The 17,579-nt window shown below is 57.5% G+C and carries 13 protein-coding genes; 6 read left to right on the top strand and 7 right to left on the bottom strand.

Annotated features, from left to right (window positions below; translation table 11 throughout):
- Nucleotides 1-349 precede the first annotated feature (349 nt).
- The 6 genes from A9Q02_RS12785 (at nucleotide 350) to A9Q02_RS12760 (ending at nucleotide 6,701) form a co-directional block, all read left to right on the top strand.
- The gene (locus A9Q02_RS12785; protein WP_097653476.1) at nucleotides 350-1,462 is read left to right on the top strand and encodes a zinc ribbon domain-containing protein; all 1,113 of its coding nucleotides are present in this window, start codon (nucleotides 350-352) and stop codon (nucleotides 1,460-1,462) included.
- 146 nt (nucleotides 1,463-1,608) lie between these two features.
- On the top strand, nucleotides 1,609-2,871 hold the full coding sequence (locus tag A9Q02_RS12780) for a vWA domain-containing protein (protein WP_097653475.1): 1,263 nt from the start codon (nucleotides 1,609-1,611) through the stop codon (nucleotides 2,869-2,871).
- Nucleotides 2,871-3,632, top strand: coding sequence for a 5'/3'-nucleotidase SurE (surE, locus tag A9Q02_RS12775; protein ID WP_097653474.1), 762 nt, complete (start codon nucleotides 2,871-2,873; stop codon nucleotides 3,630-3,632). Before A9Q02_RS12780 ends, surE begins: the two co-directional genes overlap by 1 nt.
- Before the next feature lie 182 nt (nucleotides 3,633-3,814).
- On the top strand, nucleotides 3,815-4,390 hold the full coding sequence (locus A9Q02_RS12770) for an LURP-one-related/scramblase family protein (RefSeq protein ID WP_097653473.1): 576 nt from the start codon (nucleotides 3,815-3,817) through the stop codon (nucleotides 4,388-4,390).
- Between the two features lie 28 nt (nucleotides 4,391-4,418).
- The gene (locus tag A9Q02_RS12765; RefSeq protein ID WP_097653472.1) at nucleotides 4,419-5,246 is read left to right on the top strand and encodes a hypothetical protein; all 828 of its coding nucleotides are present in this window, start codon (nucleotides 4,419-4,421) and stop codon (nucleotides 5,244-5,246) included.
- A gap of 72 nt (nucleotides 5,247-5,318) precedes the next feature.
- Nucleotides 5,319-6,701, top strand: coding sequence for a YegS/Rv2252/BmrU family lipid kinase (locus tag A9Q02_RS12760; protein WP_097653471.1), 1,383 nt, complete (start codon nucleotides 5,319-5,321; stop codon nucleotides 6,699-6,701).
- 97 nt (nucleotides 6,702-6,798) lie between these two features.
- Here the strand turns inward: A9Q02_RS12760 and A9Q02_RS12755 are convergent, their stop codons facing one another.
- The 7 genes from A9Q02_RS12755 to A9Q02_RS12725 form a co-directional block, all read right to left on the bottom strand.
- On the bottom strand, nucleotides 6,799-8,223 hold the full coding sequence (locus A9Q02_RS12755) for a glutamine synthetase family protein (RefSeq protein WP_097653470.1): 1,425 nt from the start codon (nucleotides 8,221-8,223) through the stop codon (nucleotides 6,799-6,801).
- A 143-nt stretch (nucleotides 8,224-8,366) separates the two neighbouring features.
- Nucleotides 8,367-8,675 (bottom strand): MerR family transcriptional regulator, encoded by a 309-nt coding sequence (locus A9Q02_RS12750; RefSeq protein ID WP_097653469.1) that lies wholly within the window; start codon nucleotides 8,673-8,675, stop codon nucleotides 8,367-8,369.
- A complete protein-coding gene (locus A9Q02_RS12745; RefSeq protein WP_097653468.1) occupies nucleotides 8,672-9,550 on the bottom strand; it encodes a DnaJ C-terminal domain-containing protein in 879 nt (292 codons plus the stop codon). Before A9Q02_RS12745 ends, A9Q02_RS12750 begins: the two co-directional genes overlap by 4 nt.
- 188 nt (nucleotides 9,551-9,738) lie before the next feature.
- Nucleotides 9,739-10,122, bottom strand: coding sequence for a hypothetical protein (locus tag A9Q02_RS12740; RefSeq protein ID WP_097653467.1), 384 nt, complete (start codon nucleotides 10,120-10,122; stop codon nucleotides 9,739-9,741).
- Nucleotides 10,123-10,450: 328 nt separating this feature from the next.
- Nucleotides 10,451-11,317: an alpha/beta fold hydrolase gene (locus A9Q02_RS12735; RefSeq protein WP_097653466.1), complete on the bottom strand. Its 867-nt coding sequence runs from the start codon at nucleotides 11,315-11,317 to the stop codon at nucleotides 10,451-10,453.
- A gap of 732 nt (nucleotides 11,318-12,049) precedes the next feature.
- Entirely contained in the window at nucleotides 12,050-16,492 is a 4,443-nt protein-coding gene (locus tag A9Q02_RS12730) for a PAS domain-containing hybrid sensor histidine kinase/response regulator (RefSeq protein ID WP_097653465.1), read from the bottom strand.
- A gap of 19 nt (nucleotides 16,493-16,511) precedes the next feature.
- Complete coding sequence (locus A9Q02_RS12725; protein ID WP_097653464.1) at nucleotides 16,512-17,456, bottom strand: GGDEF domain-containing response regulator; 945 nt, start codon at nucleotides 17,454-17,456, stop codon at nucleotides 16,512-16,514.
- Between the last annotated feature and the right edge of the window lie 123 nt (nucleotides 17,457-17,579).

Raw genomic sequence — 17,579 nt, 5'->3', positions numbered from 1 at the left:
GCCAGGGGCCAGGGGCCGGGGGCCAGGGGCCGGGGGCCAGGGGCCGGGGGCCAGGGGCCGGGGGCCAGGGGCCGGGGGCCGGGGGCCGGTGTACGGGCACCCCTTGCGGGTGCCCCGTTGTTGCCGGGGCCGCCGTTTGCGACGCTGGTTGCATGCACATGCTGCCAAATAGAGCGTATGTTTGCATCCGGTTTCGTATGATGCAATCGCCCTAGGCTGTAGGGGGATTGCATGGTTCTGAACGTCGTAAGATCAGAGGCATGTTGGCCGAAAAGTATCGTATAATGCAAGGCATGGTCGCCGGCAAACTGTCTGCAAGGCTTTCAACTGCCACTCTCCCGGGAACCAGATGACGACTGACACACCCTTACCACGCCGTACGAAATTTTGCCCAAACTGTGGTACCGAACTCCCCCCTGGTGAAGTCCGTTTCTGTATCGCATGTGGCAAAGCTATCGCAGGTGCCCCGCCGCCACCACCACCGCCACCTGACCCAACGCCGGCAAGCGGGGTTCCAACAGTGCGCCTCGCCAATGCCGGAGTCGAACAACAGGTCATTGGAGGAACTGTCAAACTACCGATGTCAGGGGCGGTTCCGCCCGGGCTCTGGGTACTCGATGAACCACCCGGTGCGCTGGATGTGGTCGCGATCTACCCGCCCCTGCGCCCGGTGCGTGATGGGTGGAGTGGGCTCGTTGGGCGGGGATGGCGGGCCGCAGGAAGTGAGCCAAAAGGACAGGCCATGGTCTTTCACTTCCGTGCCGAGGTACCCTGGTTTCCTGCGGAAGGATGTGGCCGGGGCCTGCGCCTGATCACCGAGGTAGCCGCCAGTTCGCGTACCTACGATGGGCGGAGTCGGCGCGGCTTTCGCTTTGGCCTCCATCGCGACGGGCCAATGCAGGTCATCAAAGCCGCCTGGCAAGACGAGCATGGACAACCCGTCGCTGACCGCCCCATTCCACAGATTCAGTTGATGGCCCCACCCCGCGTCCCACGGGTCTCCGATTATCAAGAAGAAGCAGCGCTGCTTGTCGCCCGTGAGGCGACGCTCTGGGTGGAAGGATCACAAGCGCTCGGGGCCTACCGGCTTATGCGCGAAACGCTGGTGCAAGAGCATACGCCGGTCGGGCGGGGCATCACGCTGATCGGGCTGCGTGAAGGACGTGAAGGCGAAAGCCCATGGTGGGCGCGTCTCTTGCCGGGGATCACAGCAACACGCTATCGCGTGCGCATCATGAATCCGTTCCGGTGTGAATGGCGGCAATGGAAAGCACAGTTGCGTACAATTACCCGGGAAGCCGCGAGTCTTGGGCTCAACCTCGAACCGGCCCTGGCCGCTGAATGGTGGCTCGACCGTAATGGGTACGACGGCGTGATCTTTACTCAGGCGCAGGATCGCTATCAGGTCAACCAGGTTGTGATTGCCTTTCGCCGGGCGCAACTGGCGCAGATCAAAGATTAAGGCCAGACGGCACGATCTGTCATCACACCGGCATGAATCAGGCATCCGGACAACGACCATGCTATACTGTAGACTTCAAACACCTAGATTAAAGGTAACAGATGCTGGCGCTCGCAGATCATGTGGCGCCACCAGGAGGAAGATATATGTCTGGTGAAGTCCATGTGCGTGCAACACTGGCACGACCCTTTCTTGCCGCTACCACAACCGCACAAGTCGCCTATGCATTGATTGAGGTGCAACCGACGCAGGTGTTGGCCCGCGTGCGCGTACCTGTTAATGTGAGCTTCGTGCTTGACCGCAGTGGTTCAATGAAAGGTGAGAAGATCGAGCGCGTGCGCCAGGCAACGTCAATGGCAATTGATCGGCTTGATCGCCAGGATATTGTCTCGGTGGTCACGTTTGATCATCGCACCGAGGTACTTATTCCTGCCAGCCCCGTCCAGGATTCACGGTCAATCAAAGACCGTATTAGCCGCATCCGCGATGCGGGTGGCACGCGCATTGCGCCAGCACTTGAGCGCGGGCTCCGTGAGATCGAGAAAGACCGAAGCGGGGCGATCCGGCGGATGGTGTTGCTCACTGATGGTCAGACCGAGCACGAAGCCGATTGTCTGCGGCGGGCGGAAGATGCCGGACGCATGGGCGTGCCGATTACGGCGCTCGGGGTGGGCAAGGATTGGAATGAGGATCTGTTGATCGAAATTGGCAATCGTTCTGGCGGCACCGCCGATCAGATCAGCCATCCTGATCAGATTACCACCTATTTTCAGAATACGGTGCAACAGGCCCAGAATAGTGCCGTGCAGAATAGCGTGATGAATCTGCGCCTGGTCCAGGGGGTAACCCCGCGGGCAGTGTGGCAAGTGCTCCCGATGATCAACAACCTCGGGTATCAGCCGATTTCGGAACGCGATGTCAGTGTGCCCCTTGGCGAGCTCGAGACGGGGCAGGGGCGCACGTTGCTGATCGAACTGCTGGTTGATCCACGAGCCGTGGGGTCTTATCGCGTTGGGCAGGTGGAAGTAACCTATGATGTGCCAGTGCTCGGTTTGCTCGGTGAGAAAGCACGGGTTGATCTGCTGCTGACCTTCACCGCCGATCAGGCGCAACTCAACCAGGTGAATCCCAGCGTCATGAATATCGTTGAAAAAGTGAGCGCCTTCAAACTGCAAACCCGCGCCCTGCAAGACATTGCCCAGGGCGATGTGCAGGGTGGCACGCAGAAACTCAAGAGTGCGGTAACGCGCCTGTTGAGCCAGGGCGAACTGGAACTGGCCGAGACGATGCAGAAAGAGATTGCCAATCTCGAGCAGAGCGGGCAACTCTCCAGTGAAGGACAGAAGACGATCAAGTTCCAGGGGCGTAAAACGGTACGCCTCAGCGATATTGATATCCCCCAACAATAATGTATATTCTTTTGACGAATGACGACGGCTATCAGAGCGAAGGCCTGGTCGCGTTGCGAGCCGCCTTGAACGAAGTTGGCGAGACCGTCGTCGTGGCACCCGATCGAAACTGGAGTGCCGCAGGGCATTATCGGAAGTTGTTTGATCCACTCAGAGCCTGGGATGGTACGCTGGCCGACGGCAGTGCGGCGATCCTCTGCGATGGAACCCCTGCTGATTGCGTTGCACTCGGCGTGATGGGCCTCTTGCCGCGCAAACCAGATCTGATCGTCTCGGGGATCAATCTAGGCTCCAACCTTGGCACCGACCTGCTCTATTCGGGCACGGTCGCGGCGGCGATGGAAGGCATTATGTTTGAGATACCTGGCATTGCCGTCTCGCAAGTACGCCCCAAAGAGGGCAACTGGGATTTTCGGGCGGCCCAGCAGGCGGTGATTCGCCTGGTGGGGCTCGCCACCAAGCATCACTTACCGGCGGGCGTTTTGCTCAACCTGAACGCCCCAGCGCGCCCACCCGAAGAGGTCTATGGCATGCGGATCGCCCGCCTGGGGCGACGCTTCTATCGTGACGAACTGGTGGTGCGCCACGATCCACGGGGTAAACCCTACTATTGGATCGGCGGGGCCGAACCCGAGGATTACCACGAAGAAGGTACCGATATTGCCGCGATTGCCGCAGGCTATGTCAGCATCACTCCAGTCCATATGGATCTGACGAGCCACCGTTGGCTCGAGGAGTTGCGCGAGTGGGGGCTTGAGTAGCGAGCACACGTGCGCGGGCCTGCAGGCCCGCGCACGTGTGCTCGTACGGTTAACGTTGAACCCTCCAACCGCAAAAACTAGCCCTCAGCATAGATACGTACCCTGCTGCTGAATATATATTGTTTGTAGCAAGGACAACTAGCGCTTTGCGCTGGTCGAATTCGCATAGAAGGAGTTGCGGTATGGTACGAGGACGACGGCAGGATCGGCGGGAAGAGCGGCGGGAAGAACGCCGCGAAGAGCGGGCGACCTTTGGGCGCCGGGGAACGGCGACACGATATCGAGTGCGTCAGCGGATGCTGGCGATTGGTGACGATTTCTGGATCGAAGATGAATCGGGCCAACGGGCCTTCAAGGTTGATGGTAAAGTCCTGCGTATTCGCAAGACGCTCGTGTTGCAAGATGCCCAGGGCAACGATCTGTGCCGGATTCAAGAGCGTATGCTGCGGGTGCGCGACACGATGCAAATCGAAAGCCCCACCGGCGAAGTGATGGCAACCGTCCGGAAAGCGTTGATCACGCCGATCCGCGACCGCTGGACGGTCAAAATCGGCAATGCGCCGGATCTTGAAGTGCGCGGCAATGTGCTCCATCACGAATATACGATTGGTGAGGAGGGACGGCGCGTTGCCGAGGTCTCGAAGAAATGGTTTCGCGTACGTGACACCTATGGTGTCGCCATTGAGCCATCGCAGAATGATGTGCTGATCCTCGCCGTGACGATTGTGATTGATATGATGGCCCATGGTGGAAGGTAGCCCTGAAACAGCAAGAGGAGACACACGTATGAAGATTGGACCAATTCAGGTGCTCGCCTTCGAGTTTGAGAGTATTGAAAAATTCAAAGGCCAGATCCAGGAAGAACTCGATCACCTGCGCGGGCATGGTCTCATTCGGATCATTGATCTGCTTTTTATCTTGAAAGAACATGATGGATCGACCCATAGCCTCCAGATGAGCGATATGCTCGCCCACGAAGAGGCTGAATTTGGCGCACTGCTCGGGCACATGCTCGGGCTTGCTTTGAGTGAAGAAGAAGAAGCGCTGGCAGGGGAATTGCTCGCGGATATCGTTGGTGAGGCCCCAGGCCAGGGGATGGGAATCGCCGAGATCCGTGAGGCGGCAGCGACCATCCCGCCGGGCAAAGCTGCGGCGTGGCTGATGGTAGAGCATACGTGGGCCATGGGCCTGAGTGCGGCGATCAAGGGGGCCGATGGCTACCTGGTTGCCCAGGGTTTCCTGACACGTGATGCGCTGCTGGCCGTCGGGCGCGAAATGCACGCCATCGTTGAAGCCGAAGTGAGCATCGAGCGGGCTGAAGCGCTCCGCGGGGCTGCGATGCTTGATGCCCTGAGCACCGTGGCGGCCGCTGAGGAATTGGAGCAAGCAGCGATCAATCAGGCCACCGCAACGATGGTGGGGGTGGAAGCCTTCCGCACCGCCATTGCCGCCGAGGCCGTGCGAGCGCTGGTTGTGGCTGGCCTGCTCGAAGAATCTGACGCCCCCGAGGCGATTGAGACCCTGGTGGCAGCCGAACTGATTACCGAAGCGGCTCTCGATGAAGCGCTTGAGGCGGCGGATACGGCGGCGACTGAATTGGCGGCTGAGTGGTAGTTTTTTGTGCCGTTGGGGGAACTGCTGTGAGCAGTTCCCCCAACGCACGGTTCTGAAGGAAGGAAACCTTAGATGAGCCATCTCACCGCGATTGCCTTTCAGGATAAACATCAAGCCGGACGAGTGCTGGACTCGTTGCGTCAGTTCGAGAAGGACAAGCTTGTCGAGCTTGATGAGGTTGTCGTACTGGTGCGCGATGAAGACGGGACACTCCGGCGGATGCACGGCCTCGATGAAACCTTGCCCCAGATTGGTTCGACGGCAACCGGGGTTGGCCTGGGATTGCTGGTAGGCGCCCTGGCTTCGCTGCCAATTGTCGGCATGGCCGCCGGGGGACTGCTCGCCAACCGGTTTATGTCACGCAAACAACTGGCGCGACGGATACGGCAGTTCAACGATGCGATCGAACCCGGAATGTCGGCGCTGTTTGTGGTTGGGAAAGCCGCCAATGCGGAAGAACTGCTCAGCCAGTTACAACCATTTCTCGTTGGGGCGACGTTTCTGCAGACCAACCTGCCCGATGATCTCCTAAACACCTTGAGTGAATCAATTCAAACCCCATTGACAACCCTTGATGGCACCGCGCTGAAACGAGTCAAGGTAATTGTCAACCCCGCGTCGGGCGTCGAACGCCCCATCCTGCGCCCCCTCAACCGCATCTTGAAGGAGGCGCCTTTCACCTGGGACATCGCCCTGACCCATCGCAGCGGTGATGCGCAACGAATAGCCGCTCATGCCGCGCTTGATGGTTACGATGTCGTGATGATCTACGGCGGCGACGGGGCCGTCATGGAGGCGGCCAGTGGTCTGACGGGCACCGGCGTGCCGCTGGCGATCATTCCTGGGGGCACAGGCAACGTAATGTCGATCGAACTCGGGATCGAAAACAATATCGAAACGGCGGCTGCGCTCTTGACCCGTGACGAGATTCCTGTCCGCGACATTGATATGGGCGAGGTTGGCGAGCATCGTTTCGCGTTGCGTGTCGCAACAGGCTACGAAGCGCGTTATGTCAAAGAGACAACGCGTGAGTCAAAAGAGCGGCTCGGCAAGCTCGCGTATGCACTGACGGCAATCCAACAGGATTTGGAACTAGTACGCTACAAGCTGGTGATTGACGGCGAAGAAGTCGAAACCGAGGGGTATACGTGCATGGTTGCCAACTCGGGCAACATCGGCATCGCCGGGTTGCCCTTGCTCTCGCGGATCAGCATCAGCGACGGGTTGCTTGATCTGGTCATCGTGCAAAACCTGAACTACCTCTCGCTCTTGCGCCAAAGCGTCTCGACAGATGAAGCAGCCGAGCACAACAAAATGGTACGTCACTGGCAGGCTCGCGAAGTAACGGTGACAACCGAGCCAAGCGAAACGCTCATTGGCGACGGCGAAGTCTGGGGGGAAACACCGTTTACGGCGCGCGTCTTGCCGGGGGCCGTGCGCGTGATCGTGCCGTAAACGGTTGACCTATATTGACGCAAAGGCGCAAAGGTTTTTGCGTAGGTGAGCGTAACCCTTCGCGTCTTCGCGTGAGCTTATTTGAAAAGTATCGGGCTTAAAAGAGACTCCAGAGTTGTTGGTTGGTTACTTCGTGATGGAACTGCACCTCGGCGCGTTTGATGACGTTGCCAAGGAGGCGCGGGCAGCGCTCAGCCGAGGCCAGTTTTTCCTCGAGGTAGCGGGCTTTGGCCGCTTCGCCCAGCAGGTCAGACATATACGTGCTCACCCGGAAGCGCTCGAGAGCGTCATAGATATTGGCTGGCAAAAACTCGTTGGTGAAGGGGGTCGAGGCACGACTACTGCCATACAAGCCGGTACGGAGCAACGCATAGATCGCCATGTACGGATTGGCATCGGGAGACATTGAGCGAACTTCGATCCGAGCTGAGCGAGGATTACAGATCGGAATGCGGATCATCGAGCTCCGGTCAATCGCCGAGGTCTTGACCTGATTTGGGGCCTCGTAGTGAGGATCAAGGCGACGATAGGCATTGACACTGGGGTTCAAGATCAGACAGAGATCCTGAGCCGCTTCGAGGATGTGCTCGACAAACCGCCAGCCGAAGGTAGAGAGGTCGTGGCGCCCATCGGCGTCATAAAAGAGGTTGGTATCAGCCTGGCTCACAGAAAGGTTGGTATGCATGCCACTGCCATTCACGCCAGTGACTGGCTTGGGCAGAAAACTTGCCGTCATGTCGAGGCGATCGGCAAGTTGGCGGCAGATGAGCTTGTACAAGAGCACCTGATCAGCGGCAATCGTGGCCTCGGCATACGAATAGTTCATCTCGAACTGGGAAGGGGCCACCTCAGGATGGTCTTTTTCATTATCAAAGCCCATCGCCCGCTGCACCTCGGCGGCACTATCAATAAAGAGGCGTAACGGATCATTGGGCAGCGTATGATAATAACCCCCAGGGCTAACAAACTCAAAGCGATCCGTCTCGCGGAAGCGCTGCTCGGCATTGCGCCCCTTGAAGAGAAAGCCCTCGATCTCATTGGCGACATTGCAGATCAACCCCTCACGGGCATAGAGATCGCTGGTAAAAGCCTTGAGGCGAGCCCGCATATCGGCACTATAGGGCGTCCCATTGGGTTCTAACACATCACCAAAGACGAGCACCTTGCCTGGCCCAAAGACATCAGCAGGGAGCCAGTAAAAGGCGGGCCAATCAACGGCCAGGCGCAGGTCACTCTCGGCCTGACGTGAAAAGCCACGAATCGACGAACCATCGAAGGTAAGATTATCCGAAGAGGAGAGGAGAAACTTCTTATCGTAGTCGAGCATATGCAAGCGACCTTCGAGATCGGCAAAGCAGACCGTCACGGCCTTGATCCGTTTCTCATCAGTCAGATAGCGAATGCGCTCTTCGCGAAGCTCATCAAAGGGCATTCGCGCCATACGCTTGCGCTTCACCTCAAGATTAAGTTCCTCGAGTTCATCATACGGAATTTCCAGGAAATCGCGGAGTGGGGTATGCATGGGTTCCTCGTCTTACAGGACGTATGCCGTCGGCGTTAATGCTCGCACCACAGGCGGAGCGTGCCGTTGGGGGTTGGCCGTGTGGCGTCCAACCCCCAACGGCATCGAGATGTTCCGATGCGTAGTGTAGCATAAAAAGGAACTTACTGACACCTACTGAGTTCTTCGCGGAGGGTCAGCACCTCGTGATGAGCATCGAGGAGTTGACGGCGCAACTGAATAATGACTTCGACCCCGGCCAGATTGACGCCGAGGTCATCAACGAGGCGCTTGATAAAACGGATCTGTTCGATATCGCGATCACTGAAGAGGCGAATATTGCCCTTGCTACGAGCCGGACTGATCAAGCCACGACGCTCGTACATCCGCAAACTCTGCTCGTGCAAACCAGTCAACTCGGCAGCGACCCGAATGGTATAGGTTGGTTGCACCCGCCTCAACTCACTGCTCATGATGCAGCTACCTCCCGAAGCTGGCGCAATTGCACGAAAAGTTCTCGCTCACTGGCAGTCAAATTGGTTGGCAACTCGGCGCTGACCGTGACATAGAGATTGCCACGACGCTCCGAGCGCATCGTTGGCATGCCCTGCCCCCCGAGGCGAAAGACACGCCCATTCTGGGTCTGCTCGGGAATAGTCAGATTAAGCGTTTTGCCCGTCAGCGTTGGGACAGCCACCTGACCGCCAAGTATCAACGTATAGAGATCGGCTTTCACGGTGATATGAAGATCATCACCACGACGCTCATAGCGCGGATGCGGCTGCACCTTGACGACCATATAGAGATCGCCACGATTGCCACCGTTCAAACCCGGGGCGCCTTCACCGGGGACACGCACGCGATTGCCGGTATCCACCCCGGCAGGAATTTTAACCGTCACTGTGCGCGGGGTTCCGTTGGCATGCGAGAACTGCACACTACGTTGCGTACCACTGAACGCCTCTTCGAGGGTCAATTCGACTTCTTGGTCAATATCATGACCATTCATCCGGACATTGAAGCCCGAGTTACCGGCACGTCGCCCTGTGCCGCCACCAAACAGCGTCTCAAAAATATCGGCAAAATCGGTACCGCTAACATCAGGCCCAGGGCCGCCGGCTTGCTCGTAGCGGCGCCAGTCGCTGCCAAAGCGATCATATTTCTCACGCTTTTCGGCATCGGAGAGCACCTCATACGCTTCATTTATTTCTTTGAAACGGGTCTCGGCCTGTTTATCCCCAGGGTTGATATCGGGGTGATAGGTACGGGCCAATTTACGATACGCCTGTTTGATCTCTTGCTCAGAGGCGCTACGATTCAAGCCGAGGACTTGATAGTAATCTTTCATTGTTTGCCTTTTTCTTTGGTCTTACATCCACACGTATTGTACAAACTTGATAGAATCATTGTCAAGGTTTTTTTGTTAGAACGGTGTTAAGAAGATCAAACCCATCCTGCAGGCCAGAGGGAGCGCACAAAAAAACCCTCTGGCATAAGGGCCAGAGGGACCAACCATTGCCGGATTATTACCGCAAATTAGGCGACCTGTGTCTCCCAGACATTGGTATGACGAAAGATCGCATAGGCAGCAAGATCACGAATCGAATGGTGAAGCAGATCACGTTCCATCGGGTCATCGTACCGTGAGACAAGGCGCTCGATCGACTCAAGCCGTTCCTGTGCCGGTTCGTAACGATAGACCGGTTCGCCATTCGAGACTGCGGAAATCAACATAATTCCATCGTGTGCCATCTCGCTCAACGCTTGCGAAACACTCCACATATCGCGACAGACACGGTCGGCAATAGCGCGTGCTGTTGCTTCCATACGGGGATTTTCGTAAAACATCATGAGCAGATGTAGTTTCACAGGCGAGTCAACTGCCTGCTCAAGTAATTCCTGAACCATTGGATCAACCATTGCCATGCCTCCTCAAACGTGTGATCACCAGTGACCACAGGGGCACCGGGGGAAACCCTCATTTCACGCTTCGATTTTTGCTATTCTAAGGGAAAGCAGGCTCCTGCAAGCAGGGGAGGAGCAAGAACCTGGAGGGCTGTACGCAGCTTATTCGTGATAACGCAGAGATGAATGTTTTGTAAGCTGAGTACAGTATACACGAATTATCTGTATTTTGCTAGAGGGTATTGTTGGTACGAAAGTACCGGCTAAAGGGTATGGGGCAAGGCGGTGGGGCGGGCTTCACCCGCCCCACCGCCACCTCTGTAGGGCACCCTGAGGCACCCACTCATCGTTCAGCACCGGCAAGAAAACCGAGGAGCATGCCGTGGAACGCTGCGTCGGCTTCGATCATCGGAAAGTGGCCGCAGTTGGGGATGACGACCAGTTGCGCACCTGGGAGGGCCTGGTGAGCGAGTTGAGCATACTTCACGGGAAACATGCGATCTTCGGCCCCCCAGATGATCAAGATTGGCTGTTTGATCGCGGCCAGGCGCGGCCAGAGGCCACTCGCTTTGAGGTCAGTGGAGGCATAGCTGCGACTCAGGGCGAGCATCGTCTGGCGCACACCAGGATCGCTAAGCGTTTGCCGTCCTCGTTCGATCAATTCAGGGGTTACATACTGTTGCGGATTGGCAAAAGCAGCATTAAGTTGCATACGAATAAGCCCCGGTCGCGAGGTCAGCGACAGAATGGCTTCACCGAGCCAGGGCAACGTACCACCTTTGCGCATAAAGAGAGGGATCTGCATAAAGCCCTCGCTATCGGCAATGAGCACGCGCGTGATCCGCGTCGGATGGAGGATCGTCGTGGCGAGGGCCAGTTTGCCCCCCATCGAATGGCCCACGAGCGCAACCTGATCAAGACCGAGGGCATCGAGCAAGCCAGCGTGCAGATCGGCATAATGGTGCAGACTATAGGCGTCGCCACCCGGTTTATCAGAGCGCCCAAAGCCGAGCAAGTCGGGGGCAATCGCCTGGTAACCTGCCTTGACCAGACGCGCAATCGTTGGACGCCAATCATCCGCATTGACAGCAAAGCCGTGCAACAAAAGCACAGGTGGGCCTTCACCAGCCATCAGCACACGGAGCCGCAACCCATCAACGGTGAGCATAGTTTCATCGATGCTGAGGTCATCTGCGATCAGCGGCGACATACGGTTCTCCTTTCGTTCGTCGCCCTTTTTCTTCTGCCACGATGCCACAACGACACGCCATGACACGATGCAGCACAAGCTATTGTACTACATCGAGCGTCGCCTAAAGCGAACACTTTGCAAATAAGCTCACGCGAAGACGCGAAGACGCGAAGGGTGAAGCTCACCTACGCAAAAACCTTTGCGCCTTTGCGTCAAAAGAGTAGGGGCACCCCTTGCGGGTGCCAGGGCAGGGCACCCGCAAGGGCAGGGCACCCGCAAGGGCAGGGCACCCGCAAGGGCAGGGCACCCGCGACGGCAGGGCAGGGCACCCGCAAGGGGTGCCCCTACGGGCCCGGTGGCACCCGCCAACAACGCGGGCCGGGTACGGTGTATGGGGCAGGGCACCCGCGACGGCAGGGCACCCGCAAGGGCAGGGCACCCGCAAGGGCAGGGCACCCGCGAGGGGTGCCCCTACGGGCCCGGTGGCACCCGCCAACAACGCGGGCCGGGTACGGTGTATGGGCAGGGCACCCGCAAGGGCAGGGCACCCGCAAGGGCAGGGCACCCGCAAGGGCAGGGCAGGGCACCCGCGAGGGGTGCCCCTACGGGCCCGGCGGCACCCGCCAACAACGCGGGCCGGGTACGGTGTATGGGCAGGGCACCCGCGACGGCAGGGCACCCGCGACGGCAGGGCAGGGCACCCGCGAGGGGTGCCCCCACGGGGCCCCGCATGCGCATGCGAGATGCAACCTACCCATCAGGATAGCGCTGGCGCAGCACTGAGCGCGTCTGTGCATAACAAGTACGTAGTTGGGCAATCAAGGGCGACACATCTTTATCAGAGGGCACATCCTCAATTTGCTGGCAAAGGGAACTCATTGCCTGCGCGCCCATCTGGCGACTGCCACCACGTAAACGATGGACTTCCGCGTGAAGCCGAGCGAGATTGTGCTCGAGGGCGGCTGTTTCCAGGGCGATAATTTGGGAAGGGATCGTCTCTTCAAAGAGAGCAATCATGGTTGCAATGGCTTCGGGGCCATGCGGGCCAAGGGCCGCCTGCAATTGATCAAGGATCTTCCAGTCAATGATTGCCTCGTGCGACTGATGGCGGAGGGGTAAGGCTTCAGGTTCAGGCTGATGAGCGAGGGGCACAGCACCAAGCAGGCGCTTGAGATCGCTCACTTGCACTGGCTTGCAGAGGTAGTCATCCATCCCTGCCTGCAAAGCGCGCTGCCGGTCGCCATCAAGGGCATGAGCGGTAAGCGCAATAATGCGAGGCTGGTTGATCGTGGTGCCAAGCTCACGGATCATACGGGTCGCTGTTTCGCCATCGAGTTCAGGCATCTGCATATCCATCAGGATAACATCATACGGATGCTGCTTGACGGCTTCGAGTGCGCGTTGACCATTGTTGACCAGGGTCACCTGATGGCCCATCCGCCGCACAACCCGATCAATCACCTGCTGATTAATTGGGTTATCTTCGGCAATCAGGATCTGCAAGGGATGCGCAAACTGCACGGGGAGCGCGACTGGTTGGGGTAAGCGATCTTCGGTAGCGAGCGCAAAGGGCACACGCACCGTAAAGGTAGTTCCAATTCCGGGGCTACTCGCGACCTCAACCGTACCTTGCATCAAATCAAGCAACTGCCGCGTAATCGCCAGACCAAGGCCAGTCCCCCCATACCGACGCGAGGAATTGTTATCGACCTGCACAAACGGCTCAAAGATATGTTCCGACTGTGCAACAGTCATGCCAATGCCCGTATCGCGCACCTCAAAGGTTATCAGCACCGTCTCGTCGGCGCCGGGGGAGGCATCAGCCGTGAGCGTCACTTCGCCGTGATTGGTGAATTTCACCGCATTGCCGAGCAAATTCAGCAGAACCTGGCGAAGGCGAGCTTCGTCGCCGACGACCACGCGGGGGAGATCGGGGGTAGAGGCATAGCCAACAGCCAAGCCTTTTGCATGGGCTGTGTGGTTCACGAGATCGACCGTCGCGGCAAGCGAGGCATAGAGGTCAAACGGGGCCAATGCAAGTTCGAGGCGCCCCGATTCGATCCGTGAAAGATCGAGGATATCACTGAGCACCGCGAGCAGAGCCTGTCCACCTGTATTGATCGTATCAGTCAAGAGACGCTGCTCAGCGGTCAGTTCACTATCACGCAGCAAAGCCGTCATGCCAAGCACTGCATTCAGGGGCGTACGAAGCTCGTGACTCATATGGGCAAGAAACGCGCTTTTGGCGCGGGTCGCCGCCTCGGCGGCATCACGCGCCTGCGCAAGTTCAGCGGCAGCGCGCTGACGTTCAGTTATGTCAAGTGAAAGACCGTCCCAGACCACACTCCCATCGGCCTCACGGCGAGGGCGTGACGAAAGATAGAGCGAGCGCTCGGTGCCATCAGGCAAGATGAAATGCACCACTTCAGCAAACAGACTCAGTTCTTGGAACGAATGCAACTGAGCAGCCAAGACGCGCTCACGCTCATCAGGGCTGATCAGCTTATGCAGTACCGACGGATCAACAAAGACCTCTTCAGCAGAAACGCCAAGCACTTGTTGCACGCCACCACTAATGAAGCGATAGGAGGGTTGCATTGACTGATCGTGACAGTATTGATAGATGAACCCATTGGGCAAATTGTCGCCCACCGCACGGAGTTGAGCCTCACGGATGCGCAGGGCGCTCGACATTTCCCACTGTTGGAGAAACGCGGTGATCATCTCAATCCCCGTATGCAACAAGCGTATGGTTGGGTCATCCCACCGCTTGGTTGCGTCACGATCACTTGCGACCAGATAGCCACGCCAGATGCCATTGATAAAAACACCGGCAATGCAGAGATTTGGGCGCTGATTGGCGTGGAAATAGGCGTAGAGCGAGGAATCGGGGGGAACGAGATCATCAATCAAGCCGGTAATGGATTTACCTGGTTGCAACTGCTCAAGGAGTGCCACCGGAATATCGGCAACCTCAACGGGAGAGGCCTGATAGGGTGGTGCATCTTGATCCTGATCGACCAATTTGCGCTCAGCAATGCGAAAGGTGCCATCGGCAACCGGAAAGAAATTGATGCTCAAGCGGGTACAACCAATTGCCTGACGAAGAAGCGCAATGGCCTGTTGCACGACTGGTTGCCAGTCAGCAACATCCGTACTGGCGACAAGCAACATCCGTGAGCACTGTTCGAGGGCTTCGGCATACCGCAACTCACGGGCGAGGGCCAACTCAGCTTCTTTGCGCACGGTGATTTCCTGCACCGTACCGCTAAGTTGCACCACAACCCCCTCACGGATCACCGGTTGCCCCTGCGCACGCACCCAGATCCGGCGGCCCTGCGCCGTAATGAACGGCAACTCTAGATCCCAGGAGGTTCCATGCTCGAGACCTTCATTGATCGCCGCCTGCAAGACCGGGCGCGCTTCGGGGGCATAGAAATTGATCGCCTCATCAAGAGGTGGCGGTTCGCCCACCGGTAGATCGTGAATAGCATAGACCTGTTCGGACCACTGGACACGCCAGGTCGCGCAATCAAGGGCCCAGCCGCCAACGCGGGCCATCTGGCCCACCTCACGGAGGAGCACTTCACGTTCTCGGAGGGCCTGGGCGGTCTCAGCTGCTTCAACAAAGGTCACCATCATCTCAGCCGCCGTACGAAGTAGTTGAACAGCACCGGCATCCCATGAACGCAAATGCTGATAGTCAAAGATGATGATATGCCCCCACCAGCGTTCTTGCAGTTGCACCGCCTGAATGCAGAGTGATTTGAGGCCACTAGACTCACAGGCACGCTGATAGATGGGATGCTCAGGAAATTGACCGATCACCGGGCCATTGTACATGCCACCACCCTGTTGCCAGACATTCAACGCGGGGGGCAAATCCCGAATCGCTTCGGCAGGAAAGGGGCGCGGTGGCGGCAAACCAGGCCGATCATTGCCAGCCAGATTCTGAAATGCGCGCTTCAATGTTGTTTCACCCAGCGAATAATGAGGGTACCGGGCAAGTGAAATGCGATCCGCGTCTACTGCTTCACGCACAATGCCCAGCGCCTCATTCAAGGTCTGCTGCAAGGCCGACTGGTTCTCCACCGAGGTCAACAAGATCTGCGAACAGCGTGCCAGCGCCTCGGCGTACTGCAACTGCGTAGCAATGCGCTGTTCAGCCTGTTTGTAGGCGGTGATATCCTGCACTGCGCCAGTATAATGCGGGGGGCCTGAGGTCGAATCGGCCATGCCAATGACCCGCAACCAGATCGGACGACCGGTGAGCGTCAAGGCCGGAAGTTCGAGATCATACGGCTCACCTGCGCGACACAGCCGGCCACTTGCATCGCTGATCATTGCCCAGGTATCAGGAGGATAGAGCTGTCGCAGCAACGGCTGATCAATCACGGTACCTGGTTCCACTTCGTGAATACGATACAACTCATCGGTCCAGGCGACGGTACCATCCTCTGAATTAAAGGCAATGCCACCCACACGAGTAATGCTATGGATCGCCTCGAGCAGCAGTGAAGCACGGCGCACCTCGGCGGTGCGCTGATCAACCTTAGCATCAAGGGTAGCATTCACCTCTTCTAACTCGGTGAGCGTCGCCCGGGTTGTCCGAAGACTCGTTTGCAACGTCACGAGCAACGAATTGACCATCAAGCCCAGGCCAGCCGCGAGCGCAATGATCAACAATAGATTATTGGTCAGCACCCAGGGGTCAGTCACGTTACTCAGCGCAACATAGGGGTAAGGCAAGAGGCCGAAGGCAAACCCGGTAAAGACAAGGGCAGCCCCGATACTCCCCAGGATCCCTATCACCAGCGCTGGGCGTGAACCGAGCAATAAGACAGCGAGCACCACATTGATGGCAACCAGAGCAGCATTGATCCCATAGAAGCCCATCGTCGCGAGGGCAAGAAGACACCCGAGCAAAAAACTCCCAAGCAAGAGGAAGCTGCGCACACGATCATCAAGGCGAGGCAAGAGCGCCAGCACCACAACCAGCACCGCAAAACAAAAGCTCCACACCGCCATCGGCCAGCGGCCAAACTGGAGATGGAGGAAGGCATCAAAGAGCAGGACGGGAATCCCGACGAACGCAAAGATCTTGAGCAGCAGGTTGATCGTGCGCTGACGCCAGGCAACGAGTGGATCATCAAGCGCGGGTTGTGAAGGCGAAGAGTGAGATGCAGGTACCATAAGCTACCAGTCGAGGCCATCAAATAGGGCTAAGGTGGGCATAACAGACAACCCGATTACGCCCATTATGTTTCGCCGCATAGAGCGCATGGTCGGCAGCGGCAACCAGCGCATCCAGATCAGGTAACTCGGCAGAAGTATTGGCGACCCCAATGCTCATGTGGAGCACAATCTGTTGATGATTGGGCAACACCAGTGGTTGCGCCGCGATCTGTTCACGCATGCGCTCGGCGATACGACACGAAGCTTCAACACTGGTGCCAGGCAGCAGCACCAGGAACTCTTCACCACCCCAGCGCCCCACGCGGTCATACGAACGCAGGACACCACGCAGCAGTGACGCAACATGGATCAGGGCCTGATCGCCAATGATATGACCATAACGATCATTCACCTGCTTGAAGTGATCAATATCAAGCAAGGCAATCGCCAGCATCTGACCGGTGCGTTTGGCACGATTCAGTTCGAGATTGGCATGACTCACCAGGCCCTGACGATTCAAGAGCCCGGTCAGCGGATCATGATCAGCCTGATACTGAAACTCATTTGCCAGCTCTTGCAAGCGCATATTGGCCTCACGCAGATCTTGTTCAAGGTGAAAGATCCGGGAGGCAACCGCAAGACGCGCCCGCAATTCATCGGGATCCACCGGTTTGACCAAGTAATCGTCGGCACCAGCATCAAGACCGTGGATGCGGTCGGTACGCTGATCGCGCACCGTCAACAAGAGGCACGAGATATAATGAGGAAGATGAGCAGCACGAATACGACGGATCAGGCTAGGTCCATCGAGTCCAGGCATTTGCCAATCGGTAATCAACAGCGCAATAGCTTCGCGCTGGATTATCTCCCACGCCTGCAACCCATCTTCGGCAATCAGAACCTCATAACCAAAGGCACGAACAAGCGCACACACAGCATGACAGACGAGCGGATCGTCATCGGCAACCAGTACGCGCATCATTGCACTTCCTTGAGACGACGAGACAAGTTTTATCAAATCTAACGATACGTTGCGATAAGCGATCGTTCCTAAATCATGATACCATGAATATGTATCGAGAGAACTACCATATATATCGTGCAG

It is taken from the genome of Candidatus Chloroploca asiatica (assembly GCF_002532075.1).
Classification (GTDB): Bacteria; Chloroflexota; Chloroflexia; order Chloroflexales; family Chloroflexaceae; genus Chloroploca; species Chloroploca asiatica.
Note: the sequence above shows the minus strand (reverse complement) of the source record. Positions and strands in the feature narration are given on the sequence as shown.